Origin of the sequence: Streptomyces sp. UG1, from assembly GCF_049974585.1 — a bacterium.
GTDB lineage: Bacteria > Actinomycetota > Actinomycetes > Streptomycetales > Streptomycetaceae > Streptomyces.
Genome location: NZ_JBNGGG010000009.1, coordinates 159,991 through 184,114, shown reverse-complemented (window position 1 = coordinate 184,114; position 24,124 = coordinate 159,991). Strand labels below are relative to the sequence as shown.

21 protein-coding genes, 1 other RNA gene and 1 pseudogene are annotated in these 24,124 nt (G+C 71.2%); 11 read left to right on the top strand and 12 right to left on the bottom strand.

What is annotated here, in order from left to right; genetic code table 11:
- Positions 1 to 62 precede the first annotated feature (62 nt).
- Together ACP4J3_RS12805 and ACP4J3_RS12800 are read right to left on the bottom strand one after the other, a co-directional pair.
- Complete coding sequence (locus tag ACP4J3_RS12805) at positions 63 to 326, bottom strand: hypothetical protein (protein WP_361036080.1); 264 nt, start codon at positions 324 to 326, stop codon at positions 63 to 65.
- Positions 323 to 676 (bottom strand): DUF6247 family protein, encoded by a 354-nt coding sequence (locus ACP4J3_RS12800; protein ID WP_426533549.1) that lies wholly within the window; start codon positions 674 to 676, stop codon positions 323 to 325. The genes ACP4J3_RS12805 and ACP4J3_RS12800 overlap by 4 nt, the downstream gene beginning before the upstream one ends.
- A 275-nt stretch (positions 677 to 951) precedes the next feature.
- Here ACP4J3_RS12800 and ACP4J3_RS12795 point away from each other — a divergent pair, with 275 nt between their 5' ends.
- The 5 genes from ACP4J3_RS12795 (at position 952) to ACP4J3_RS12775 (ending at position 9,035) form a co-directional block, all read left to right on the top strand.
- Complete coding sequence (locus ACP4J3_RS12795) at positions 952 to 3,369, top strand: AAA family ATPase (RefSeq protein WP_426533547.1); 2,418 nt, start codon at positions 952 to 954, stop codon at positions 3,367 to 3,369.
- A complete protein-coding gene (locus tag ACP4J3_RS12790; RefSeq protein WP_426533545.1) occupies positions 3,366 to 3,743 on the top strand; it encodes a hypothetical protein in 378 nt (125 codons plus the stop codon). Before ACP4J3_RS12795 ends, ACP4J3_RS12790 begins: the two co-directional genes overlap by 4 nt.
- Before the next feature lie 90 nt (positions 3,744 to 3,833).
- Positions 3,834 to 5,651 (top strand): DUF4357 domain-containing protein, encoded by a 1,818-nt coding sequence (locus ACP4J3_RS12785; protein ID WP_426533543.1) that lies wholly within the window; start codon positions 3,834 to 3,836, stop codon positions 5,649 to 5,651.
- A complete protein-coding gene (locus ACP4J3_RS12780) occupies positions 5,648 to 6,859 on the top strand; it encodes an McrC family protein (RefSeq protein ID WP_426533541.1) in 1,212 nt (403 codons plus the stop codon). The genes ACP4J3_RS12785 and ACP4J3_RS12780 overlap by 4 nt, the downstream gene beginning before the upstream one ends.
- A gap of 40 nt (positions 6,860 to 6,899) precedes the next feature.
- Positions 6,900 to 9,035, top strand: a complete 2,136-nt coding sequence (locus ACP4J3_RS12775; RefSeq protein WP_426533539.1) for a UvrD-helicase domain-containing protein — start codon at positions 6,900 to 6,902, stop codon at positions 9,033 to 9,035.
- A gap of 33 nt (positions 9,036 to 9,068) precedes the next feature.
- Here the strand turns inward: ACP4J3_RS12775 and ACP4J3_RS12770 are convergent, their stop codons facing one another.
- The 5 genes and pseudogenes from ACP4J3_RS12770 to ACP4J3_RS12750 form a co-directional block, all read right to left on the bottom strand.
- A complete protein-coding gene (locus ACP4J3_RS12770) occupies positions 9,069 to 10,730 on the bottom strand; it encodes an N-6 DNA methylase (RefSeq protein ID WP_426533649.1) in 1,662 nt (553 codons plus the stop codon).
- 606 nt (positions 10,731 to 11,336) lie between these two features.
- Positions 11,337 to 11,741, bottom strand: an RNA gene (gene rnpB / locus ACP4J3_RS12765) — RNase P RNA component class A.
- 103 nt (positions 11,742 to 11,844) lie between these two features.
- Positions 11,845 to 12,561 (bottom strand): annotated as a pseudogene (locus ACP4J3_RS12760) (DMT family transporter); the annotation flags it as partial.
- 82 nt (positions 12,562 to 12,643) lie between these two features.
- Entirely contained in the window at positions 12,644 to 13,468 is an 825-nt protein-coding gene (locus ACP4J3_RS12755; RefSeq protein WP_426533537.1) for an AraC family transcriptional regulator, read from the bottom strand.
- Positions 13,469 to 13,512: 44 nt separating this feature from the next.
- On the bottom strand, positions 13,513 to 14,088 hold the full coding sequence (locus ACP4J3_RS12750) for a Uma2 family endonuclease (RefSeq protein WP_426533535.1): 576 nt from the start codon (positions 14,086 to 14,088) through the stop codon (positions 13,513 to 13,515).
- A gap of 112 nt (positions 14,089 to 14,200) precedes the next feature.
- On the opposite strand from ACP4J3_RS12750, the gene ACP4J3_RS12745 reads away from it, so the two are divergent.
- Both ACP4J3_RS12745 and ACP4J3_RS12740 read left to right on the top strand, forming a co-directional pair.
- Positions 14,201 to 15,007 carry a MerR family transcriptional regulator gene (locus ACP4J3_RS12745; protein WP_426533533.1) on the top strand — a complete coding sequence of 269 codons (807 nt, stop codon included), beginning with the start codon at positions 14,201 to 14,203 and terminating at the stop codon, positions 15,005 to 15,007.
- Positions 15,007 to 15,621, top strand: coding sequence for a hypothetical protein (locus tag ACP4J3_RS12740; protein WP_426533531.1), 615 nt, complete (start codon positions 15,007 to 15,009; stop codon positions 15,619 to 15,621). Before ACP4J3_RS12745 ends, ACP4J3_RS12740 begins: the two co-directional genes overlap by 1 nt.
- On the opposite strand, the gene ACP4J3_RS12735 is transcribed toward ACP4J3_RS12740, so the two are convergent.
- Positions 15,560 to 17,029, bottom strand: a complete 1,470-nt coding sequence (locus ACP4J3_RS12735; protein WP_426533529.1) for an RNB domain-containing ribonuclease — start codon at positions 17,027 to 17,029, stop codon at positions 15,560 to 15,562. The two genes, ACP4J3_RS12740 and ACP4J3_RS12735, sit on opposite strands and share 62 nt — an antisense overlap.
- An 82-nt stretch (positions 17,030 to 17,111) precedes the next feature.
- Between ACP4J3_RS12735 and yaaA the strand changes: the two genes are divergently transcribed.
- Both yaaA and eda read left to right on the top strand, forming a co-directional pair.
- Complete coding sequence (yaaA, locus tag ACP4J3_RS12730; RefSeq protein ID WP_426533527.1) at positions 17,112 to 17,894, top strand: peroxide stress protein YaaA; 783 nt, start codon at positions 17,112 to 17,114, stop codon at positions 17,892 to 17,894.
- Positions 17,895 to 17,956: 62 nt separating this feature from the next.
- Positions 17,957 to 18,586 (top strand): bifunctional 4-hydroxy-2-oxoglutarate aldolase/2-dehydro-3-deoxy-phosphogluconate aldolase, encoded by a 630-nt coding sequence (gene eda, locus ACP4J3_RS12725; RefSeq protein WP_426533525.1) that lies wholly within the window; start codon positions 17,957 to 17,959, stop codon positions 18,584 to 18,586.
- On the opposite strand, the gene ACP4J3_RS12720 is transcribed toward eda, so the two are convergent.
- Genes ACP4J3_RS12720 through ACP4J3_RS12710 form a run of 3 tightly spaced genes read right to left on the bottom strand, consistent with a single transcriptional unit; the run spans position 18,572 to position 21,387 of the window.
- Positions 18,572 to 19,729, bottom strand: a complete 1,158-nt coding sequence (locus ACP4J3_RS12720) for a bifunctional RNase H/acid phosphatase (RefSeq protein ID WP_426533523.1) — start codon at positions 19,727 to 19,729, stop codon at positions 18,572 to 18,574. The genes eda and ACP4J3_RS12720 overlap by 15 nt on opposite strands.
- 12 nt (positions 19,730 to 19,741) lie before the next feature.
- On the bottom strand, positions 19,742 to 20,485 hold the full coding sequence (locus ACP4J3_RS12715) for a zinc ribbon domain-containing protein (protein ID WP_426533647.1): 744 nt from the start codon (positions 20,483 to 20,485) through the stop codon (positions 19,742 to 19,744).
- The gene (locus ACP4J3_RS12710; RefSeq protein ID WP_426533521.1) at positions 20,482 to 21,387 is read right to left on the bottom strand and encodes a Nif3-like dinuclear metal center hexameric protein; all 906 of its coding nucleotides are present in this window, start codon (positions 21,385 to 21,387) and stop codon (positions 20,482 to 20,484) included. Before ACP4J3_RS12710 ends, ACP4J3_RS12715 begins: the two co-directional genes overlap by 4 nt.
- Positions 21,388 to 21,652: 265 nt before the next feature.
- On the opposite strand from ACP4J3_RS12710, the gene ACP4J3_RS12705 reads away from it, so the two are divergent.
- A complete protein-coding gene (locus ACP4J3_RS12705; RefSeq protein WP_426533519.1) occupies positions 21,653 to 22,840 on the top strand; it encodes a hypothetical protein in 1,188 nt (395 codons plus the stop codon).
- Between the two features lie 96 nt (positions 22,841 to 22,936).
- A complete protein-coding gene (locus ACP4J3_RS12700) occupies positions 22,937 to 23,101 on the top strand; it encodes a hypothetical protein (RefSeq protein WP_426533517.1) in 165 nt (54 codons plus the stop codon).
- 72 nt (positions 23,102 to 23,173) lie between these two features.
- Here the strand turns inward: ACP4J3_RS12700 and ACP4J3_RS12695 are convergent, their stop codons facing one another.
- Positions 23,174 to 24,118 (bottom strand): 3-oxoacyl-ACP reductase, encoded by a 945-nt coding sequence (locus tag ACP4J3_RS12695; protein ID WP_426533515.1) that lies wholly within the window; start codon positions 24,116 to 24,118, stop codon positions 23,174 to 23,176.
- Positions 24,119 to 24,124: the final 6 nt, after the last annotated feature.

Below are 24,124 nucleotides of genomic sequence, written 5' to 3'. Positions count from 1 at the left end.
CAAGAACGAACCGGGCCTCACCGGCGATCTGACCTGCTGACCGTCGCTGTCCCAGCTCGTCGTCACCCGTGCCACACGACGTTGCAGATGTAGACGCACTCATTCCGGGGTACGGCGAGGAACTGGATGAAGCCGCGCCCACCGAAGATCGGGAAGTTCCTCAGCCCTCCGGGTTTGTCCTCGGGTCTGCTCCCTGCCGTCTCGGCGTCACGGCCCAGCGCGGCAAGTTCTGTGGCGATGCGTTCCACTTCTGCGACCACTCCGACGGGAAGACCGGCAGTCAGGTACTCCTCGCTCGGGTTGAAGTCCCACTTCCAGTCGGTCACAGGCCGGCCTCGGCCTCCGCCTCTGCGTGGATCTTCCTTATCTCGGCGATGGCATCCGCCGGATCCTCCACCCCATCGCTCACTACGTCTTCCAGGTGACGCAGCCGTACGGCTCGTGAGGGGTAGCGCTGGATCGCGACAAACACGCCCCACGTGTGGACGAAAGTGCGCAGCGGCGCAAGGGACTGGGCCTGCTGAGCACTGGTAGTCGCATCGACGAGATCGCTGACGAACGCCGGCATCCGGCTTGGCGTGAGTGCCTCAACGGCTGCACGCAAAGCGTCGGGCGTCAGGGCGGGCATAGGGATGAGCGGCTCACCGGCCTGCGGATGCGCATGCAGTGCGCTCACGGTCGTGCTCCCGGTTCGAGGGGTGGACGTTGGCTGCGTTCTAGACGGTACCCCCACCGCCCCTTCTCGACGGCCGGATCGGCTAAGGGCTTGGACAGCCGCCCGTTCTCTCAGTGGGACCATCTCACACTCCCGCGCGTACACAAATTCGAATATCGAGGATCCTGTAAACGCGTTGACAGTGCTAACGCGGTGCCGCCATTCTCAGAGTGCCAACACTGTGCATCACCAGTCCGCGTGGCCCCTCCTGCCGCGCCCGACAACGGGAACCGACCATGACCGATCAGCCCCCTGCCTCCCTCCGCGCCCTCCTCCTCGACCGCCTGCGCCACTCGGACCTCGCGCCTCAGGTGCAGGAGCTGCTGCGCGAGCTGGTCCCCGACGAACCGGCCACGAGCAGTGGAGGGCGCGCCGGCCCCGTGCAGCTCCGGTCCATCACCGCGGCCGGCTGGCGCGGTGTCGGTCCGCGGACCACTCTCGAACTGCCGCCCGGGCCCGGGCTGGTCGTCGTCGCGGGTCCCAACGGCTCCGGGAAGTCGAGCTTCGCCGAGGCCGCCGAGACCGCGCTGACGGGACGCAACTCCCGGTGGGACGGACGACGGGCCACCGACTGGCAGAAGGGCTGGCGCAACCTGCACAGCCCCGACGTCACCCCCGAGGTCCGCGTCGAGCTGGCCGTCGGCGAGCGGGGCGAGGCGGTGACCGTGCGGCGGACCTGGCACGGGCTCAAGGTCGATGATGCGCGTACCAAGGTCGAGGGACCGGACGGCTCGGAGCGGAAGCTGGAGGAGGTCGTCGACGCCGAGGCGCTGGACCTCGCCCGGCCCTTCCTGCCGTACAGCGAACTCGGTTCGATGATCAACGGCACGCTCGGCGGTCTGCACGACGCCTTCTTCAAGCTCCTCGGGCTCGAACTGCTCGCCGAGTTCGACGGCCGGGTCAAGGACACGGCGAGCGAGTGCGAGCAGGCGATCAAACACGCGGACGCCCTCACCGCACAGCTCCTCGACGCGCTGGGCACGCTCGACGACCCCAGGTCCCACGAGGCCACCCAGGCGCTGTCGGGAGCCAAGCGCGACCTCGGCCGGGTGCGTGCGCTGCTGGGGAGCCGTACGCCGGCAGCCGAGGCCGAGCTGGCCCGGCTGCGACAGCACGCGAGCCTCGCCGGGCCGGATCTGGCGGAGGTCGGCGGGGCTGTCGGAAGGCTGCGGGAGGCCGCCGCCGCTGCCGAGGAGGCCCGGTACGGCAGTGCCGAGGAGGCGCGCCGCCTGGCCCGGCTGCTGGAGGCGGCGATCGAGCATCAGCGGCGCTCGGGGAGCGCGGACTGCCCGGTCTGCCGCGCCGAGAATCGGCTGGACCGGGCGTGGGCCGAGCAGGCGCGGACGGAGGTGGAGCGGCTCCAGACGGAGGCAGCCGACGCCGAGGCCGCCCGGCAGGAGGTGGCGGTGGCTGTGCGGGCCGTGCACGACCTCGTACAGCCGGTTCCGGTGTGGCTGCGCGGCGAGAACTCCCCGCTCACGGTGGTGTGGCAGGAGTGGGTCCAGTGCCGGGATGTCATCCACCCCCGCGAGCTGGCGGACCGCGTCGAGCGTGCCGCGGCGACCCTGGACGACGCCTGCCGGCAGGTGCGGGCGGAAGCCGTTCAGCGGCTCTCCGCGCATGACGTCGCCTGGCAGCCGTTCGCCGTACGGCTGGCCGAGTGGCTCGGTGCCGAGGAAGCTGCGGAGGTCGCGCGCGAGCGCCGCAAGCACGCGCGCAAGGCACGGTCCTGGCTGCGGCCGATCATCGACGAGCTGCGCGACGAGCGCCTGCGGCCGTTCGCCCAGCGGTCGCAGGAGGTGTGGCAGAAGCTGTGCGAGCACAGCAGCGTCACGCTCGGATCCGTCACCCTCGCGGGCACTCCCGGTCGCGGGAAGGTCGAGCTCGACGTCTCCGTGGACGACATGTCCGCCCCCGCCTACAGCGTGATGAGCCAGGGCGAGCTGCACTCGCTCGCGCTCTCGCTCTTCCTGCCCCGTGCCACACACGCGGACAGCCCGTTCGGGTTCCTCGTCATCGACGACCCCGTGCAGTCCATGGACCCCGAGAAGGTCGAGGGTCTGGCCCGGGTGCTCGACGCGTACGCCCAGGACCGGCAGGTGATCGTCTTCACCCATGACACCCGGCTCCAGCAGGCCGTCGCACACCTCGGCATCAAGGCGACCGTCCTGCGCGTGAGCCGCCAGACGGACTCCGTGGTGGGCGTGGAGACGCTCACCGACCCGGTGGAGCAGGCTCTCGCGGAGGCGCGGGCCGTCTCTCTGGACCGCGGCCTGCCGCAGGACGTGGCCGATCATGTGCTCCCTGCCATGTGCCGGGTGGCGGTGGAAGCCGCCTGTCTGGAGACGGCACGGCGCAGGCTCCGCGATGAGGAGGGGCTCGGGCTTCGAGCCGTAGAGGAGCGCGTGGAGTCCCTCGATCGCACCAAGACGTACGTGTCGCTCGCCCTGCTCGGCGACGAGCAGCAGCCTGCCCGTGCAGCCGTCGAGCAGATCTGTTCCGGCGGCTGGGCGCTGATCGAGATCTTCAACTCGGGTGCCCACACGCCCCTGCCGACCGTGGACGACCGTAAGGATCTCGTTCGCCGCACCAAGGCGCTCGCGGCGGCGATCCGGAGCAGTGCTGGGGCCGAGAGCGCCGGGGGCGCCCGATGAGCGCGTCCCCGGAGGCCCTGGTGACCGCCGCCGCCCGCCTTCTCCTGCCCGCCCCCGGCACCGTGACCACCCTGCCTCCCGGCCTCCGCGCCCGTGCCGCCGCAGTCCTGCTCCGCATGGCGCTCGACCAGGCCCTGGACGCCTACTGGCGGCGGGTCACTCCCTCGATGACGCGGGTCGGCAAGCACCGGATGCTGTGCCTGGAGTGGTACGCGGGCCACGACACCGCCCGCCGATGCCGCACCACCTGGTCGGCGCTCAGCGCGGCATGCCACTACCGCACGTACGAGCTGCCGCCACGTCCGGAGGAGATCCACGGACGACTGCGGGAGGTCACCAGCCTCCTGGCGGTCCTCCATGCCACGGGCAGCTGAGCCGGCCGCCTTCAGGATTTCTTGCAGGCCTGTCAGTGCCGGCCCGTACGCTGCAATCAAGATCGCACCAGCTGTGCAAGGGGGAGACCCATGGCCGACGACGGCCCGCAGTACCCGGAGTTCCGGCTCCGGTTGCCCAACGGCGGCCCCGAAGCCCGGGGACGGCTACTGACCGAGAAAGGGACGAACGGGAGCCAGAAGTTCGTCGTCCTGGCGGGTTCTCCGGGCCGGTCCGATGTGGTGCCGTCGTTCCCCGTGCGCATGCCGTCGTCCTACCGGCTGAGGCAGCGGCTGATCGACGAAGGGGTCCTCACCGAATCGGCCAAGTGGCCCGGCTGGCTGGAGACGACGCGGGACGTCGAGTGCAACTCCCCGTCCGCCGCCGCCGAGATCCTGGTCGGTCGCAGTGCCAATGGCTGGCTGGAGTGGAAGACGGACGACGGCCATCCGCTCTCCGACTATCTCGACCAGGTGTGGTGGGGGCCCAACCGGGCCTGGCTGGTACGCGGCTCCAATGTCTCGGGCCTCGACCTCGTCCGGCGTCTGTGGCTGTCCGAGGGGCTGGTGACCCTGCGCGCACGCCACCTGCGGCAAGGTGTCGAGCAGGGCGTCAGCAAGGACCGGCTGCGCACCGCCGTCGAGGAGGACTACGCCTCCACCGCGACGTACAACCAGAAGGTGCAGCTGGTCGAGGAACTGCACATGTTCCTCTCCCGGATGAGGCCCGGCGACACCATGTGCACCATCTCAGGCGGTCGTCTGTACGTCGGCAAGATCACGGGCGACGCAGAGCAGCTCGCTTCCGAGGACGGCCGGTCGGATCTGCGCCGGCCCGTGGACTGGGCGGACGACGGGCACGCGTACGAGGGCCTGCCCGAGGCACTCCAGCAGAAGCTTTCCGCGCAGCATGACGTCGTCGACCTGACCACGGTGAAGGACCTTATCGACGGCCTGGGGATAAGCGACGAGGACCTGATCGAGGAGGCCGAGGCCGCCGATCGGGACCCGAGCGTGGAGATCCCCGCGCTCACCGCCCGGCGTGAGCTGGAGCTGCCCGAGCCTACGGACGAGTTGGCAGGGGAGCTCCTCGTACACGACACGGACTGGCTGCGTGAGGTCCGTGATCTGCTCTGGGACGAACGGCAGTTGGTGCTGTACGGCCCGCCCGGGACCGGTAAGACGTATCTCGCCCTGAAGCTCGCCGAATTCCTCGGCGGCGGGCCCGAGCAGGTCAAGCTCGTCCAGTTCCATCCGTCGTACGCGTACGAGGACTTCTTCGAGGGCTTCCGGCCCCAGGAGGATCCGCAGACCCGCGAGGTCGCCTTCCGGCTCACCGCCGGTCCGCTGCGCGAACTCGCCGATCTGGCCTCCCGCGAGGGCAACCGGCACATCCCGCACTTCCTGATCATCGACGAGATCAACCGCGCCAACCTGGCCAAGGTCTTCGGCGAGTTGTACTTCCTGCTGGAGTACCGCAACAAGTCGGTCCGGCTGACGTACTCCGGCGACGACTTCGCGCTGCCGCCCAACCTCTTCGTGATCGGCACGATGAACACCGCCGACCGGTCGATCGCCCTCGTCGACGCGGCGATGCGCCGCCGCTTCGCCTTCGTCGAACTGTCCCCGCGTACCGAGCCGACCAGCGGACTGCTGCGCCGCTGGCTCACCCGCGAGGGCCACGACGCCGAGCCGGCCGACCTGCTCGACGCGCTCAACTCCCGTATCGACGACGCCGACTTCCGCATCGGGCCCTCGTATCTGATGAAGCGGGGCGTCTATCGGGAGGGCGGCCTCGAACGGACGTGGCGGACCAAGATCCTGCCCCTGCTGGAGGAGTACCACTACGGGGAAGGCGTGGACGTCGAGAAGCGGTACGGGCTCGCCGCCCTGCGGGAGTCGTCGAGGTGACCCGTGTCGTCGAACTCGTCGAGCACGCGGCGGCCGCAGGCGTCGCCCTGTCGGACGCGGTCGGGCGGGCACTGGCGGCCGGAGACATCGTGGACGCGGCTCCTGATCCGTATGTCCCAGGGCACTGGTCCCTGCGAGCCGACAGCAAGGTCGGCGCGGTGGCGGTCGCGGTGCCGGGGGACGACGAGCCGGTCACCGTACGCGTCACCCCGAAGGTTCCCATCGCCCGTCTCTTCTTCCTCCTCGGGTACGGCCTCGACCCGAAGGGCGGTTGGCGGGACGGGGACGTCGATGTCACCGGGCACCGCGATCTGCTGCCCGCCCTCGCCCATGCCGTGGAGCGGCAGATCGACCGCGCCCTGCGGGAGGGGCTCCTCCAGGGATATCGGGTGACCGAGGAGACGTCCCTGGTCGTCCGGGGCCGCATCCGGGAAGCCGAGCAGATACGGCGGCGGTTCGGCGCGACGCTGCCGGTGGAGGTGGAGTACGACGAGTTCACCACCGACATCGCGGAGAACCGCCTGCTGCGCGCCGCCGTCGAGCGTCTCCTGCGGCTGCCCGGCGTGCCCCACGACGTGCGTCGCGGGTTGCTCCACCAACGTGCCCGCCTGGCCGAGGTCACGGTGATCGTGCGGGGGCAGCCGCTGCCTGCCTGGCAGCCGAGCCGGCTCAACTCGCGCTACCAGCACGCCCTGCACCTGGCCCGGGTCGTCCTGGACAACGCCTCCGTCGAGCACGCGCCCGGTGAACTGCGCGTCGACGGCTTCCTGTTCGACATGAACAAGCTCTTCGAGGACTTCGTGACGGTGGCACTGCGCGAGGCGTGCCGTGGCCTCGGGCACTCGGCGCGGCTCCAGGATCCGCATCACCTCGACGAGGCGTCCGCGATCCGCATGAAGCCCGACTTCGTGCTCTACGGGCCGCACGGCGCCCCATGCGCCGTCGTGGACGCCAAGTACAAGGCCGAGAAGCGGGACGGTTTTCCGGACGCCGACCTCTACCAGATGCTGGCGTACTGCACCGCCCTCGGCCTGCGCGAAGGTCACCTGGTGTACGCCAAGGGCAACGCCCCACACGCGGCCCACGTGGTCCGGCACGCGGGCATCGTCATCCACCAGCACGCCCTCGACCTCGACCAGGAACCCTCCGGGCTGCTCTCGGACGTGGCGAAAGTGGCCGACCGGCTGGTGAGCACCCCGCGCGTATGATCGACTGCGGAGTGTCCGTTCAGGGTGGGGAGTGCGCCTCGTGCCGCAGCTCGCGTTCGCCAACAGCTTCTGGGAGAGCTACGACGTCCTGGAACGGCCCGTCAAAGCCGGTGTGCGCAAGGCGATGCAGAAGTTCCAGCAGCTCACCGTGCCCGAACTGCACGCGGACAAGGGCCTGCACCTGGAGTCCGTGGAGAACGCGCGCGACCCCCGCATGCGGACCATCCGCATCAACGACTTCTGGCGCGGCGTAGTCCTCGCCCCCGACGACGGCAGTGACGTCTTCCTGCTCGTCAACGTCGTCCCGCACGACGACGCCTACACCTGGGCCGCGAAGCGGCTGTACACCACGAACTCCGCGACCCGGGCGCTGGAGGTCCGCAACGTCGCGGCGATCGAGCAGCTGACGCCGGCCCTGGAGAAGGCCGCCGCAGCCGCCGACGCGCTGCTCTTCGCGACGTACTCGGACACCGTCCTGCGCGAACTCGGCATCGACGACCAGGTGCTCAGGGCCGTGCGGACCATCGTCGACAAGGCGCAGCTGCAGGCCTTCGAGACACTGTTGCCGGAGGACCAGTGCGAGGTGCTGCAGTACCTGGCCGAGGGCTTCAGCCCCGAAGAGGTATACCGGGACGTGGTCGCCGTCCGGCGGCCTGTCAACGCGGGGCCCGACCCGGACGAGAGCCTGGCCGTCGTCATGGCCAACACCAAGAGCCGCATCACCCTGGTCACCGGCCCGGAGGAACTCGCCGACATCCTGGACAAGCCGTTCACGGCCTGGCGGGTGTTCCTGCACCCCTCCCAGCGCCGCATCGCATACCGGACGTCGTACGGCGGCCCGGTGCAGGTCTCCGGCGGACCGGGGACCGGCAAGACGGTCGCGGCACTGCACCGGGTCAAGCACCTGCTCACCCGCTCCCCGGACACCCGCGTGCTGCTCACCACGTTCACCAACGCGCTGGCCGGGTCGTTGCGGGAGAACCTGGCCGTCCTCCTGGACGACGACGAGTCGCTGCTCACCCGCGTCGAGGTGACCACGGTCAACGCCTACGCGCACGGCATCGTGACTCGTCTCGACGGCCGGGCGCCCTCCCCGATCGGCGACCGGGAGGAGCGGCAGGTGTGGCAGCGGATCGTCAAGAAGCTCGGCCTGCCCTGGACGGAGCAGTTCCTGGCCCAGGAGTACCGCCACGTCGTCCTCGCCCAGGATCTGCGCACTCTGGACGACTACCGCGCGGCCTCCCGGCGCGGTCGCGGCAGCGCGCTCTCGCCGACCAGGCGGGAGCAACTGTGGCCCGCTGTCGAGCTGTTCGAGTCCATGCTGCGCGACCAGAAGACCACGACCCACCTCAAGGTGTGCGTCCGAGCGGCCGAGCTCCTGGCCGCTTCCTCACCCACGCACGACCATGTCGTCGTCGACGAGGCGCAGGACCTGCACCCGGCCCAGTGGCGCGTCCTGCGCGGTGCGGTGCGGGCCGGCAGCGACGACCTGTTCATCACCGGTGACCCGCACCAGCGGATCTACGACTCGAAGGTCTCCCTCGGTTCGCTCGGCATCTCGGTGACCGGGCGCACACACCGCCTGCGCGTCAACTACCGCAGTACGGAGGAGATCCTCGCCTGGTCGACGGGCATCCTCAGCCCGGTGTCGGTCGACGACCTGGGCGGTGAGGGCAGCGACACCCTGGCGGGATACCGGTCGCTCCTGCACGGCCGTAGACCGCATGTGGACGGGTACGGCTCGGAGCAGGCGGAGATCGCGGCGCTGCTCGAGCGCGTCGAGGGCTGGATCACGCAGGGCATCCGCCCGTCGGAGATCGGCGTCTGCGCCCGCTTCAACGTGCTGCTCGACAAGGCGTACGACAAGCTGGCCGCGGCCCGGGTGCCGGTGGTGCGGGTCAGAGACAATCCGGGGCCGGGCACGGACGGCGTACGGCTGGCCACCATGCACGCCATGAAGGGACTGGAGTTCCGGTGTGTCGCCGTCCTCGGAGCGACGGCGAGCGCGCTGCCCTTCGCCCGCGAAGTGACTCCGGCGTCCGTGGACGCACTACAGCACGACTCCGACCTGCTCCGGGAGCGGTGTCTGCTGTTCGTGGCGTGCACCCGGGCGCGGGAGGCGTTGGCGGTGTCGTGGAGCGGATCGCCCAGTGCGTTCGTTCCGCAGGCGGGGTGACGTACAGCTCTTCCTTTGTGATGTGGCTGCCCGTCAATCTCCCGGCGCGAGAGCCCCGTTGCCGAGCCCGTCCCGGGCCAGCGCCGACGCCTGCTTACCGAGTTCCGCCACCCTCCGCGCCCGCTCCTCGAACTCCTGCAGTGCACGGAACGCTGCCCCGTATCGACGCTGCTCGGCGATGTCCATCTGCGGGATGCGAGCACCCTTGCCGTCGAGCCGGTAGGTGCCGCTGGCGCTGGTGGAGCGACGGGTGTTCGCCGCGCTGCGCAGGAAGCCCTGGAGGTAGTCGGTGTCGAGTTGATCGCTCACCGACACCGGCTCCGGATCGCCGTACTCGACCAGCCCGGCCCGCGCGAGGTCGGCGACGCTGACGGACGGCCCTTCCACAGCACTGGCGCCGCCGCCTCCCATCAAGGTCGGCAGCAGGTCGGCCAGCAGACTCACCTGTTCGGCCAACTCCTGCCGCAGCGCCCGGTATTCGGCCGCGTAGTCGCGGTGGGACTCCTCGACGTGACGGCCGGGAGTCAGGTCCACGGCGTCGTCGAGGAGTTCGATCAGGGGTACGTCCGCCGTCTGGTCGGGCCCTGGCTCCAACGGGCCGTCGGGATCGTTCGCTGTCAGGTCGACCATGCGCACCCTGGTGACGGCGTCATCCGGGGATTGCGGGCGCCGCAGATGCCAGAGGTGCACGGGGAGCGCGTGCGACACAGCGCTTCCCGGTGGGAGGGCGATGATGTCCGTGAGGATGCCGCGCCGCACGAGCTCGGCCCTGATACGGCGACCGGCCTTGCGGTAGGCGACCGAAGCGGGCATGACCATGAGGACGCGCCCGCCTGGGACCGTGTGCGCGTAGGCATGTTGCAGCCAGGCGAGTTCGCCTTCGGCACGCGAGGGTGTGCCGAGCTCCCACCGGGGGTCGAGAAGCAGGTCCTCGCGCCCCCAGCCCATGGCACCGACGGGCGGATCGCAGACGACCAGATCGGCTTTGAGGTCCGGCCATTGGTCGTTGCGCAGAGAATCTCCGGTGAGGATGTCTACGCTGGTGCGTCCCGTGAGATCAGCTCGCAGCTGCGCGAATCGAGCACTGCGGGCGTCGGCCTCCTGACCACAGCGCGTCGGCCCTGCCTCGGGTCCGACCGCCAACAGGAGCGTTCCGATGCCGCACGCCGGATCGAAGAGGGTCGCGTCAGCGGGCACCTCGCCGGCGAAGTGCCGCACCGCCTGGACAATACGTGGCGAGGTGACCTGGTCGGAGCCGGCCCGGCGTACAGAGTCGGTGAAGCGTTCAGTAAGCCCGCTCACCACGTCACCGGGTGATCCACTGTCGACGAGCTGCCGCGCCAGTCGGATGGCGTCCGTCGGCAGAGCTTCCGGGGCCTCACCCTCGGCGCCGGCGAGCAGCTGGGCGACGTCAACGAGCCCGCCGATCATGTCGTCACCGTAGGTCGCTCGCAGGGCCTGCCACAGTTGCACCTCCACCGAGACATCCTGGCCCTTGCGCTGCTTGTCCAGCCATGCCTGCACCGCGCCCAGGTCGAACAACGGACTGTTCGCACCGCCACCTGAGGGCGCGGGGAAATCCTCGTACCGCCGCCTCCAGTTGGAGACGGCGGCGCGCGTGACGCCTGCAAGCCGAGCGATCTCGGAGCCGGTGACAAGCGGTCCGCCGACTGGCGGGGCGGGATGGTCTGCCATGCGCGCCACCGTACACGGGCCCTGTGACTCTATCAACGCACAGAGCACGTTGACAGTGTACACGCATCCATGCTGTTTCTGAGGCATACTTCATGGAGACGCAATATCAGGAACCGCCCACTCCAAGGACTCGTTACTCACCCCAACCGGGAGACTCTCTGCTGGTTAGGGCATCTGCCGCATCTGATTGCGACCTGCCACGTGTTGATCGTGTCCCGGTATCGCGAGCACGGCGGGTTCCTCACCGCACCCATCGCTCACGATGGCGGCGCGCGGCAACAGCCGCGTCGAATGGTCCGTCATTGCGCCCCCTCAAGGGACAGCCTCTAAAAAGGACTGCCGAAGAGGTACAAGCTAGCCAGGGCTTCTCAGACTCATCAGCCATCACAGCGGGACCACCCGGCCACCCCAAGCAGAGGCCACTTGCCGCAGGTCAGGCACCGAAACCGCCAATCTCCGACCGTATGCCATATGGCTACTCTCATGGCTACCTACGTAGCCGCGCGAAGCCGTTTGAACTGGTACGGAGCGGGGTTTGTCCCAGCCCTCAACCCGAGGGGAAAGGGTCTCTGACCAGCATATTCGCTGGTCAAAGCCTCTAAGTGGCAGACGAGTCGGGCTATACGCCGGGTTCTGTTCCGAGGGGTCCTCGCGAACCCCCCGGCGACGGCCATCCATCTAGGACCGGCGTTGCCGCCGGCCTCCTGCGGTCTACCCGCGGACTCGGGCGGGCAGCCCTCGAACGTCCGCGCAGAGCGCTTTTTACGGCGCTCCTCTTGACCTTGCTCCGGGTGGGGTTTACCTAGCTGCCCAGGTCGCCCTGGGCACTGGTGGTCTCTTACACCACCGTTTCACCCTTACCGAGGGCCAAGACCCCCGGCGGTTTGCTTTCTGTGGCACTGTCCCGCGGGTCACCCCGGGTGGCCGTTAGCCACCACCCTGCCCTGTGGAGCCCGGACGTTCCTCGGGAAGCCCCCTAGGGGGACTCCACGCGGCCGTCCGCCCGGCTCGTCTGCCGTGTCGACCATGTTACCGGGCTGCGGGGCGCGGCCGTCGCCAGTACCGAGCCCGCGAGGATCAACGCGAACGCCGCCGCGACCCCGGCGGTGAGGCGCTCGTCCAGGAAGATCGCTCCCGCGGCCACCGCCACCGCCGGGTTGACGTACGTGAACACCGTCGCCCGCGTCGGGCCCGCCTCCTTGATCAGCTCCAGGAACGCCACGAAGGCGACCGCCGTGCAGATCACGCCCAGGGTTGCCAGGGCCGACAAGACTTCGGCGGAGGGGAGGGACGTCGGTCGGGTCAGTGCTGCCGCAGGGGCGTACACCAGCGCCGCCAGTGCCAGGCACGGTGCCGTGAGCTGGAGGGACGGGACGTCGCGGAGCCACCTCGCCGCGATCAGCGGGGCCGTCGCGTAGCCCAGTACCGTCAGCAGGACCTCGGCGAGTGAGCGGGCGTCGCCGCCCCTCAGGTGCGGGGCGGTGAGGGTCGCGACGCCCGCCAGGCCCAGGGCCAGGCCGGTCAGGCGGCGGATGCCGAGGTGCTCGGTGGATCCGAAGAAGCGGGCCAAGGCCACGCCGACTATTGGTACGCCCGCGATCAGCAGGCCCGCCGTGGAGCTGGACAGGTGGCGTTCGGCGTCCGTCAGGGTCCACCACGGGCCGATGATCTCTATGCACGCGAAGGCCAGCATCGGGCGCCAGTGCCGGCGGACCGTCCGGAGCAGGGCTCCCTGGCGCAGCGCGAAGGGGAGCAGGAGCGCGGCGCCCAGCGCGCAGCGCGTGAACACCACCATGGACGGGGAGACCTCCGCCACCGCCACCTTAATCATCAGGTACGGGATGCCCCAGACCACGCCCATCAGGGCGAAGAGAAACCAGCCGCGTGCAGTCATGCGGGCAGTTTCGGCCGGGTCACGATCCCCTGTCTTGAACGCTGTTGCGGTACGCCGCCGGCGTCACCCCGAGTACGCGGCGGAACCAGCGGGTGAGGTGAGCCTGGTCCGCGAAGCCGACCATCCCCGCGACCTCGGCCGGGCGCAGGCCGGACTCCAGGAGGCCGCGGGCCCGGGTCACCCGGTGCTGGGCCAGCCAGGCGTACGGCGGTATCCCCATCGTCGTACGGAAGGCGCGAAGGAGTTGGTAGCGGGAGAGGCCCAGGTCGGTGGCGAGGGAGGCCAGGGAGGGTGGGGACGTGAGTTCGTCGGCCAGGCGGTCGCGGACCGTTCTCGTGATGTGGTCCGCACCCGGGACCGTGTCGGTCGCCGCGCGGGCCGTGGAGTGGCGGTGGGCCAGGGCCGTGAGCAGCCAGGGGATTCGGGACTCGGCCTCGAGGGGGTCGGGGCTGGTGGCCAGTTCGGTGTGTGCTCTGCGCAGGGCCGTCGACAGGGTCGGGTCGTCCAGGACCGGTTCGCGGAAGTGCGGGAGGGCGGGGCGGGTCGTGCCGTCGGTCAGGAGGGCGGGGTCGGCGTAGAGGGCTCGGTAGGCGTAGCCGTCGGGGGCCGCCGGGCCGCCGGTGTGCATCTCGCCGGGTTCGAGGACGACGATCGAGCCGGGGCCCGCGGTGATACGGCCGCCCCGGTAGGCGATGATCTCCAGACCGCCGACGCAGACGCCGACGGTGAGTTCCTCGTGTGCGTGCGGGGCGTAGACGTGGCGGGCGAAGTGGGCGGTGAGCAGGTCGAGGGGTGGGCCGCCGGGGCCCAGCCGTGCCCTGGTCCACAGCGCCTGTTCCCTCACCGCGCACGCCCCTTCGCTCCTGTCGAGGTGCAACACCGTAGGCGTCAGAGAAAGTCCGACGTGTCCAAGTCGAAGGCGAACGGTTCCGGGATGAAGAGGCGTTCGCCGAAGGCCGCGGAGCACAGTGTCCGGTAGTCGGCCGTGGCCGGGGCGCTGAACAGCGTGGTCCACGCGGTTTCACGGTCGACGAGGAGGTAGAGCGGGATACCGCCGCGGGCGTAGCAACGGCGTTTGATCTCACGGTCGACCTGCGGCCTCGAGGACGTCACCTCCAGCACCATGGACACTCCGTCACCGGGCATCCAGGGCTCAGCCCCTCGGAAGAGGCGCAGCTCCTTGCGGGCGAAGGTGCCATCTGGAATCACATGGTCCTGCGGGTAGCCGTCCGCGCACTTCAGCTTCACACCCTTGTTTCCGGAGAACTGCGTGTCGGTCGGGGATCGCCGGTGTATCTGACCCACGATCCGGCTGATGCAGTGCTCGTGGTGACCGTCCGGCACCGGGGTCACGACGAGATCCCCCTCGATGAGCTCCGCCCGGAGCCCCTCCGGGGTGTCGAGGTCGACAAACCAGTCCAGCAGGAGCTTTTGCGTGATCGGATCCTGTGCCATGGCGCCCATGGAACGCCCCCCAGCGGCTCGCCGGAGCGGAACAGCGACACGTCACCTGTACGAGAGTCCGCCGGAGCCGCCCGCTTGACCCTGCCGCAACGTCAACGTCTCTACTGATCCCATGCGGATCGGAGAACTCGCCGCCGTCGTCGGTGTCACCACGCGGACCGTGCGGCACTACCACCATCAGGGGCTGCTGCCCGAGCCGGAGCGGCGGTCGAACGGCTATCGGGACTACACCTTGCGGCATGCCGTCGTGCTCGCGCGGATCCGGCGGCTGACCGAGCTGGGGCTGGGGCTCGCGGAGGTGCGGGACGTGCTCGCCGAGGATGCCGGGAAGGACCTTGTCGAGGTGCTGACCGAGCTTGATCAGGATCTTGCCCGGCAGGAAGCCGCCCTCCGGGAGCGGCGGGCGCGGCTGCGGGCCTTGCTGGAGACGGAGGGCGGGCTGCCGGCGGAGGGGCCGGTGTCGCCCCGGCTCGCCGCCCTCTTCCGGGACATGGCGCACGTCGTCTCCGACTCCCCCATGGCCGCCAAGGACCGCGAGGTGCTCGCCCTGATCGAGACCACGGCCTCCCCGGAGGACCGGGAACGGCTCATGGGGATCATGGGCGGCGCGCTGGCCGCGCCCGGCGGTGCGGAGCGCGCCATGGCCGCCTACGCCCTCCTCGACGACCTCGTCGACGCCGCACCCGACGACCCACGCGTCGACGAGGCCGCCCGTGCCCTCGCCGACTGCCTGCCCCGCGACCTGCTCCCGGAGGGGTGGGGGGACATCGACCTCCCCCACTCTCGGCTTCGCTCGAGCGGGGGGACCCCCACCGACAGCTTCCTGCGCGCCTTCTACGCCGACTTCGCCCCGGCCCAGGCGGAGGCCATCCGCCGCACCCTGCGCATCCTCACCGAGCCGGACGGGGACGGGCCGTGATGCGGGCCCCACTCGTCCTCGCCCGCCACGAGCTGCGGCTGCTCGCCAGCCTGGGGCTGTGGATCGCCCGGCGAGAGCACGGGACGCGTACCGGCACCGCCTTCGGGTACGCCCGCGGGCAGGGCGCGATGATGTTCGGGTTCGGGTTCGTGTGTGTGATCGAGGCGGTCATGATGGCCGTGCTGCTGCGGAACCACCCCGCCGTGCACCGCGTGGTGCTCATGCTGGACGTGTACACCCTCGTGCTCGTCGCCGGGATGCACGCGGCCTCCGTCGTACGGCCGCACGTGCTGGACGGCGACTGCCTGCGCGTCCGGCGTGCCGCGCAGGTCGATCTGCGCATACCGCTGGAGAAGATCGCCCAGGTGCGGCGCGAGCTGCGCACCACCCATGAGCGGGCCGACGGCGAACTGAACCTGGCCGTCGGCGCACAGACCTCCGTCACCATCGAGCTCACCGAGCCCGTCGCCCACTTCACCTTCCTGGGCCGACGGCGCGACGTCCAACTGGTGCGCTTGCACGCCGACGATGCCCACCACCTGGTACGAGCCCTCACGCAGGCGCGAAGCGCACCTTCGCCGCGCCCGGAGCCGCCTGCCACGACGCCTGTGTGAGGCGGACCCTGAGCCGTTCCCCGAGGGGAAGCGGGTCGGCTCCCTCGATCCGGCCGATGACCGCCGGGGACTCCAACTGCACGGTTCCGACGGCGGGTCGACGCTCCTGCACGTCCACCACCCAGCCGTCGAACTCCTCCCCCACCCGGTCCTTCAGCAACGCCGCCTCCACGATGTCGACGCACTCCCGCTCGACCGTGCCCGCGCGCCGGGTGCCCTCGGCCATCCGGGCGGGCAGCGTGTCGAGGGCGGTCAGGACCCAGTCGGGCACCGGCCGGCCGGCGGCGGTCGCGAGGCAGATCTCGGAGGCGTACCGGTCGGCCAGGCGGCGCAAGGGGGCCGTGCAGTGGGTGTAGGGGGCGGCGACCGCGGAGTGCGTCGCGATTCCCGGCAGGTTCCCGTCCCGGAAGACCGTGTAGCCGGCGCCGCGCAACAGCGTCGTGCACTCCTGGAGGAACGCCGCGTGCTGCGGGCTGCGGGGGTCGAGGGAACGGACCAGCGAGGCGTACGAGATGTGGTGCGGCCAGTCGATGTGCAGGGCGTGTGCGGTACGGCGCAGGCGGCCCACCGCGCCGTCCGGGGCGGTGGGGAGGGTGCGCAGGACGCCGGTGCCGCCGGCCAGCATCAGGTCGGCCGCGGCGATACCGGTCAGCAGGGAGATCTGGGCGTTCCAGCCGTCGGCGGGGTACGGGGCGCGGTAGGCGAGTTCGTATGCGTGGCCGTGTGCGTGGTCGCGCTCGATGATCTCCTGCTCGGGCACGCTCAGCGAGATCCCGCCCCGCTCCACCTCCTGCCGTTCCCGCAGCTCCCCGATCTCCTTGAGCAGCGCCAGCGGTTCCTCGGCGGTGCCTGCGTCGATCTCCCTCTGCACGCGCGCGTAGTCCAGCTTGGCCCGGCTGCGGACCAGGGCCCGGCGGACGTCGACGGCGAGCGTACGGCCCTCCTCGTCGAGGTCGATCGTCCACAGGACGGCGGGGCGGTCCCGGTCCGGGAGCAGACTCGCCGCGCCCTCGCTCAGCGACTCGGGGTGCAGCGGGATCCGCAGGTCCGGGAAGTAGAGGGTGGTCACCCGCCGGTGGGCCTCCCGGTCGAGCGCGCCCGACGGTACGACGAAGGCGGCGACGTCGGCGATGGCGTACCGGACGCGGTAGCCGGTGCCCTGCCGGGAGAGGTGCATCGCCTGGTCGAGGTCGGTGGAGGCGGGAGGGTCGAGGGTGAAGAAGGGGATGTCGGTGGCGTCGTATGAGTCGTGCGAGTCGTACGACGGGAGGGTCGCGGCCCGCTCGGCCTCCGCCAGCGCCTCGGGCGGGAAGCTTCCGGCGACGCCGAGTTCGGTGCGCAGCGCGGTGAGGGCGGCCCGAAGCGGGGCCTCGGGGGCGCCGGTCACCCGGATGTGGCGGCGGGGCATGAGTCGAGCGTAGGGCGAGGGCCGCCGGGTGGCACGCCGTACCCTGTGGCGGGGTGCGATCCGAGAAACCCGAGGAGTACGTGTGCTTGTCCTGCTGCCGCCGTCCGAAGGCAAGGCCTCGTCCGGGCGGGGTGCGCCGCTGAAGCCGGAAGCGCTGTCCCTGCCGGGGCTGAGCGAGGCGCGTGAGGCCGTGCTGAGCGAACTCGTCGAGCTGTGCGCTGCCGACGAGGACAAGGCGCGGGACGTGCTCGGGCTCAGCGAGGGGCTGCGCGGCGAGGTCGCGAAGAACGCCGGGCTGCGGACCGCGGGCGCGCGGCCGGCCGGGGAGATCTACACCGGGGTGCTGTACGACGCGCTCGACCTGGCCTCGCTCGACGCCGCGGCGAAGCGGCGGGCGGCGCGCTCGCTGCTCGTGTTCTCGGGGCTGTGGGGGGCCGTGCGGGTCAACGACCGCATCCCCTCCTACCGATGCTCGATGGGCGTGAAGCTGCCCGGCCTCGGGGCGCTCGGCGCGCACTGGCGGGCGCCGATGGCGGAGGTGCTGCCGGAGGCGGCCGGGGACGGGCTGGTGCTGGACCTGCGGTCGTCGGCGTATGCGGCGGCGTGGAAGCCGAAGGGCGAGGTGGCCGGGCGGACGGCGACGGTACGGGTGCTGCACGCGCCTACCCGGAAGGTCGTCAGCCACTTCAACAAGGCGACGAAGGGGCGGATCGTGCGCAGCCTGCTGACGGCGGGGGCCGCGCCGAAGGGGCCGGCGGAGCTGGTGGAGGCGTTGCGGGATCTCGGGTACGAGGTGGAGGTGGACGCGCCCGGGAAGGCCGGGAAGGCGTGGACGCTGGATGTGCTGGTGACGGAGGTCCACTAGCAGCTATTGCATTCTGCGCAATGCCCTTTGCATAGAATGCTCGTGCTCGGCACGATGAGGCCATGACCTCAGTCCTGGATCTCGCGCCCGTCGTCCCCGTGGTCGTGGTCGACGACCCCTCCGACGCCGTACCGCTGGCCCGGGCCCTCGTCTCCGGCGGGCTGCCCGCCATCGAGGTGACGCTGCGGACGCCGGCCGCGCTGGAAGCCATCGGGGCGATCGCGGACGCGGTGCCGGACGTGGTGGTCGGGGCGGGCACGGTGATCACGCCGGAGCAGGTGACGGAGGCGGTCGCGGCGGGGGCGCGTTTCCTGGTGAGCCCGGGCTGGACGGACGTACTGCTGGATGCCATGCGGGCGTCGGGGGTGCCGTTTCTGCCGGGGGTGTCCACCACGTCCGAGGTGGTGGCGCTGCTGGAGCGCGGGGTGCGGGAGATGAAGTTCTTCCCGGCCGAGGCCGCGGGCGGCACGGCGTATCTCAGGTCGCTGTACGGGCCGTTGCCGCAGGCCCGGTTCTGTCCGACGGGCGGGATCGGACCGGCCACCGCGCCGGACTACCTCGCCCTGCCCAACGTCGGCTGCGTGGGCGGCAGTTGGATGCTCCCGCGGGACGCGATCGGCGCCCGCGACTGGGGGCGCGTCGAGGCGCTGGCCCGCGAGGCCGCAGAGCTGCGGGGCTCAGCGCAGGTGTGAGGTGTCGTTGAGGAGCCGTACGCTCACGTTGCCGTCGGCGTAGTACGCCACCACCGAGAGGGAGGCCGCCGAGAGTTCCATGCGGAACAGGGACTCGGGCGGGGCGCCCAGGGCGAGGCGTACGAGCGTCTTGATCGGGGTGACGTGGGTGACGAGGAGGACCGTGCGGCCCGCGTGGGCGGCGATCAGCTTGTCGCGGGTGGCGGCGATCCGGGTGGCGGTGGCGACGAAGCTCTCGCCGTCGCCGGTGGGGCGGGCCTCGGGGTCGGCGAGCCAGGTGGTGAGGTCGTCGGGGTAGCGCTCGCGGACCTCGCCGAAGGTGAGGCCCTCCCAGGCGCCGAAGTCGGTCTCGCGCAGGCCGTCGTCGATGGCCACGTCCAGGCCGAGGCGGGCGGCGACGATCCCGGCGGTCTCCCGGGTACGGGCGAGCGGCGAGGCCACGATCGCCTGGATGGTGCCGCGCCGGGCGAGGGCGGCGCCGACCCGCTCGGCCTGCTCACGGCCGACGTCGGAGAGGGACGGATCCGTACCGCCACTGCCGGAGAACCGCTTCTCGGGGGTGAGGGGCGTCTCCCCGTGCCGCAGCAGCACGAAGGTGGCCGGCGCCCCCATGTCGGCGGAGCCCCAGCCGGTCGAGGGCGTGGCCACGGTACGCGCGGCCCGGACATCGGCCCCGGCCTTCGCGTCGGCCGCCGCCGACTCCGCCGTGGAGGCCGCCGCCGACCACTGCTCCCCGCGCCTGCCGGCGTCCATCGCCTCGTTGGCCAGCTTGTCCGCGTGCTTGTTCTGCTCGCGGGGGATCCACTCGTACGTCACCCGAAGCGGCGGGAAGACCTGTGCCGCCTGCGCCGCCAGCGGCTTCATGTCGGGGTGCTTGATCTTCCAGCGGCCCGTCATCTGCTCGATGACCAGCTTGGAGTCCATACGGACGTGGACGACGGCCGTCGGGTCGAGTTCGTGCGCGGCGCGCAGGCCCGCCACCAGGCCCCGGTACTCGGCGACGTTGTTCGTGGCGACGCCGATGTACTCGGCCACCTCGGCCAGCGTCTGACCCGTGGCCGCGTCGATGACGACCGCACCGTAGCCCGCGGGCCCGGGGTTGCCCCGTGACCCGCCGTCGGCCTCGACGATGAACTCCCGCACCCCAGACGCCCCTTACAGGCCCGACTCGGCCGTGCGCACCAGGATCCGGCGGCAGTTCTCGCACCGCACCACCGTGTCCGCCGCGGCCGCGCGGATCTCGTTGATGTCCGTGATCGACAGTTCCTGGCGGCAGCCCTGGCAGGTGCGCTGGTACAGCTTGGCCGCGCCGATCCCGCCCTGCTGCTCGCGCAGCTTGTCGTAGAGCTTGAGCAGGTCCGCCGGGACCGCCCCGGCCACGACCTCGCGCTCCTTGGTGACCGTGGCCACCTCGCCGTCGATCTCCTCGAAGGAGGCGTCCCGGCGGGCGGTCGCGTCGTCGACCTTGCCCTGGACGGCACCGACCCGCTCGGTCAGCTCGGCGACCCGCTCCTGCGCGGACTCGCGGCGCTCCATGACCTCCAGGACGACGTCCTCGAGGTCGCCCTGCCGCTTGGCCAGGGAGGCGATCTCGTGCTGGAGGTTCTCCAGGTCCTTCGGGGAGGTGACGGCGCCGGAGTCCAGGCGCTGCTGGTCGCGGGCGGCGCGCTGGCGCACCTGGTCCACGTCCTGCTCGGCCTTGGTCTGCTCGCGGGCGCAGTCGCTCTCCTCGGTCTGCGCGGCCACGAGCAGGTCGCGCAGCTGGGTGTGGTCCTTGGTCAGCGACTCGATCTCGGCGTGCTCGGGCAGCGACTTCCGCTTGTGCGCGAGCTGCTGGAGGCGGACGTCGAGGGCCTGGACGTCGAGGAGTCGGATCTGGTCGGCCGGCGCGGCGTTCAGTTGGGGGCTCCCGTGGTGCTAGAAGACGAAGGGGCGCGCGAAGCGCTCGTTGGAAGGGCGGTGGTGGGCGACGGGCGGGCGGATGCCGCGTGGGCGGTCCAGGGGTCGGTGACCGTGGCGGAGACATGGACGCGAAGGTTCCATCCCTCCCGGTCGGAGATCTCGTCGAGCTGGGCTGCGGCCAGCTCGCACCAGGGCCATTCGGTGGCCCAGTGCGCCGCGTCGAGCAGCGCGAGAGGACTGTGCAGTACGGCCTCCGACGCCGGGTGGTGGCGCAGGTCGGCCGTGAGGAACGCGTCGACGCCGGCCGCCCGGACCTGGTCGAAGAGGCTGTCGCCGCTGCCGCCGCTCACGGCGATCGTCCGTACGACCGCCTCGGGGTCGCCGGCCACGCGGATGCCCTGCGCGGTGGCGGGGAGGCGTTCGGCGGCCTTCCGGGCCAGCTCACGGACGGTCAGAGGGTGGTCGAGCTCGCAGATACGGCCCAGGCCCCGGCGGCCGTCGGGGTCTGCCGGGTCCGGCACCAGCGGCCGTACGACGCGAAGGTCCAGCGCGCCGGCCAGGGCGTCGCTCACGCCCGGGTCCGCCGTGTCCGCGTTGGTGTGGGCCACGTGCAGCGCGATGTCGTTCTTGATCAGGGTGTGCACGACGCGGCCCTTGAAGGTGGAGGCCGCGACCGTCGTCGTCCCGCGCAGATAGAGGGGGTGGTGGGTGACGAGCAGGTCGGCGTCCAGCTTCACCGCCTCGTCCACGATCTCCTGGACCGGATCGACGGCGAACAGGACCCGCGAGACCTCCTGACCGGGGTCGCCCACGACGGTGCCGACCGCGTCCCAGGACTCGGCCCGCTCGGCGGGCCACAGGTTCTCCAGCGCGGCGATGACTTCAGACAGACGTGGCACGAGGACAGGCTACCTGGCGGCCCCGTACGGCTGTACCGGCGCCGGGGCAGCGGGATCGGCACCGGTTCGGGCCCGGAGCACACCCCGCCCCACTCAGCGCAACCACCCGGCCCCGCTCAGCGCAACCACCCGGCCCCGCTCAACACAACCACCCCCGCTTCCTCAGGCGAATCGTTCCTCGGCCACCCCTTTGTGTGAAGCGGATGCCGCCGGTCCCACGCCTGTGCGTGCGAAAACTAGCGTCGTGACCGGAGGTGACCGGACCATGACGGCCTGTGCGATCGAACCCACCGCGGAGCACGAGGACGGCGACGCGCCCCGGGCGGACTGCACCATCACGGCGGACGGTTCCTACGCCGCACGCCTCGCGCTGGACGGCGACTGCTGGTTCCCGGAGCGCTGGACCCTGGACGGCCCCGAGCCCTACGCCGTGCCGCTGCCCGCCCATCAGCCGGAGGAGCCCGGCACCGAGGTGCAGCCGATGGGCGACGGGCGGGTCCTCATCCGCCGCCCCACCGACGGACGGCACGTCTTCTCGCTGCTGTATCCGACCGGGCCCGGCACGGGCGAGCTGCTGCTGGGCGCGGTCCCGTGCCCGGCGGAGGGGACCCGGCTGCGGATGCTGCCGCCGGCGCCGGGCGGGGAGCGGGCCTACGCCCTCGCGGTGGGCCGGCGCTCCAGCGCGGTGTGGCTGGTGGCGGGGGGCGCTTTCGGGCCGGAGCGGCTGGCGGAGATCCCGGGGCGCTGCTCGGGCGGGGTGTGGCTGGACCGGGAGGGGCGGATGCTGGCCCTGGACCGGGAGTCCGCGGGCCGTACGAAGGCCGTCGTGGTCGATCTGGCACGGGGCGGCGAGGTGTCGCCGCTACTGCAGATCGCGGACGACAGCGACGACCGGGTACTGCTCGCCGACCCGGACAGCGGGCTGCTGCTGATCGGCTCGGACGCCCCCTCGCCGGGGCAGGAACGATTGGGCTGGGGCGTGCTGGGCAGCACGCTGCCGGTGCGGTTCCCGGAGTGCCTGCGCATGACGGAGTGCACGGTGACGCCGTTCGCGATCCAGCCGGGGCAGGTGCTGACGCCGGAGAGCTGCGGGGTGGCGCTGCGCGTCGACGGTCCGGTCGGCACCTGGGTCGGGGTGTGGCGGCCCGCCGAACGCCAGGTGCGCCAACTTCCGGCGCCTCAGGGGTGGTTGACGGGTGCCGGGTGGTGGACGCGGGATGGGGTGCTGCAACTGCCGTACGCGACGGGGGCGGTGCCTTGTGGAGTGGCGCGCTGGGAAACGCCGGACACGGAAGCGCCCCATAGGGGCGCGGGGAACTGCGCGACAAGCCACGACGGCGCCGCACAGCCCCAACAACACGACGAGGCACCCACAAAGCCCCCGTCGGCCCCCGCACCGACCCGCCCCGTGCCATTGCAGCAAGCCCCGTTGGGCGGTCTTGTAACGAAGTAGTGGCGGTTGGCGTGGCTGCCTGGATCCGGCCCGTGGTCGGCCGGTTAAACTCACCGGGCTGTTAGAAAGATCATGTTGACGGGGTGAGCTTTACCGATGAGCAACGCCAGCACGACCCAGCCGGGGCCGGCCGACGTTCACGACGTTCAGGAGGCCTCCGGCCACGGCAGGCACCGGGGCCCGGTCTCGGCCCACGACAGCGAGTCGGCCCCTCGCGGCCGTCACCGCAAGCCGGTCGAGGAGACCGAGACGGCAGCCTGACGCCGCGCTCGAGCAACGGCGTACGGCCCTGTTCCCCTCGGGGAGCGGGGCCGTTCCCGTTTTCCCCCCTCTTCAGCCCCTCTTCAGCCCCAGGACCTCCGCCGCCGCGAACGTCTCCCCCGCCGGCCGGTCCGCGTAGTGCGGTCCGAGTACGGCGTCCAGCTCGTCGTAGGTGAAGGCCTCCTGCTTGCTGTCGAACTTGGCGGCCACCCGGGGCCGTTCGACGACCGCGACCATGCCGCCGTGGACGACGAGCAACTGGCCGTTGATCCGGGCGGCGGCCGGTGAGGCCAGGTAGCCGACGAGCGAGGCGACGTGCTCGGGGGCGAGCGGGTCGAGGCCGTCCGCCGGTTGCTCCAGGCACGCGAAGACGTCCTCGGTCATACGGGTCCGGGCGCGCGGGCAGATGGCGTTGGCGGTGACACCGTACTTGGCGAGGGCGAGGGCGGTGGAGGTGGTGAGGCCGACGATGCCGCCCTTGGCCGCCGCGTAGTTGGGCTGCCCGGCGGATCCGGCGAGGAACGCCTCGGACGAGGTGTTCACGATCCGCCCGTACACCGCTCCCCCCGCCGCCTTCGAGCGCTCGCGCCAGTGCGCGGCGGCGTACCGGGTGGTGTTGAAATGTCCCTTGAGGTGGACCCGGATCACCGAGTCCCACTCCGCCTCCGACATGGAGAAGACCATGCGGTCGCGCAGGATGCCCGCGTTGTTGACCAGGATGTCCAGCTTCCCGAACGCACCGATCGCCGACTCGACCAGCTCACCGGCCTGCTGGAAGTCGGCGACGTCCCCGGTGTGGGCGAGCGCCCGGCCGCCCGCCGCGCGGATCTCGGCGGCGACCTCCTCGGCGGGCGCGGCCGACGCGGCCCCGGAGCCGTCCCGACCGGCCTGGCCGAAGTCGTTGACGACGACCGCGGCACCGAGCCGGGCCAGCTCCAGCGCCTCGGCCCGGCCCAGGCCGCGCCCGGCGCCGGTGACGACGGCCGACAGCCCTTCAAGTGGCAGTGGCAATGACATCCGCAC

Coding starts and splice junctions, on each gene's coding strand:
- ACP4J3_RS12795 (WP_426533547.1), top strand. CDS start 952: ATGACCGATCAGCCCCCTGCCTCCCTCCGCGCCCTCCTCCTCGACCGC.
- ACP4J3_RS12790 (WP_426533545.1), top strand. CDS start 3,366: ATGAGCGCGTCCCCGGAGGCCCTGGTGACCGCCGCCGCCCGCCTTCTC.
- ACP4J3_RS12785 (WP_426533543.1), top strand. CDS start 3,834: ATGGCCGACGACGGCCCGCAGTACCCGGAGTTCCGGCTCCGGTTGCCC.
- ACP4J3_RS12770 (WP_426533649.1), bottom strand. CDS start 10,730: ATGGCAGACCATCCCGCCCCGCCAGTCGGCGGACCGCTTGTCACCGGC.
- ACP4J3_RS12750 (WP_426533535.1), bottom strand. CDS start 14,088: ATGGGCGCCATGGCACAGGATCCGATCACGCAAAAGCTCCTGCTGGAC.
- ACP4J3_RS12745 (WP_426533533.1), top strand. CDS start 14,201: ATGCGGATCGGAGAACTCGCCGCCGTCGTCGGTGTCACCACGCGGACC.
- ACP4J3_RS12740 (WP_426533531.1), top strand. CDS start 15,007: ATGCGGGCCCCACTCGTCCTCGCCCGCCACGAGCTGCGGCTGCTCGCC.
- ACP4J3_RS12735 (WP_426533529.1), bottom strand. CDS start 17,029: ATGCCCCGCCGCCACATCCGGGTGACCGGCGCCCCCGAGGCCCCGCTT.
- eda (WP_426533525.1), top strand. CDS start 17,957: ATGACCTCAGTCCTGGATCTCGCGCCCGTCGTCCCCGTGGTCGTGGTC.
- ACP4J3_RS12705 (WP_426533519.1), top strand. CDS start 21,653: ATGACGGCCTGTGCGATCGAACCCACCGCGGAGCACGAGGACGGCGAC.
- ACP4J3_RS12700 (WP_426533517.1), top strand. CDS start 22,937: ATGAGCAACGCCAGCACGACCCAGCCGGGGCCGGCCGACGTTCACGAC.
- ACP4J3_RS12695 (WP_426533515.1), bottom strand. CDS start 24,118: ATGTCATTGCCACTGCCACTTGAAGGGCTGTCGGCCGTCGTCACCGGC.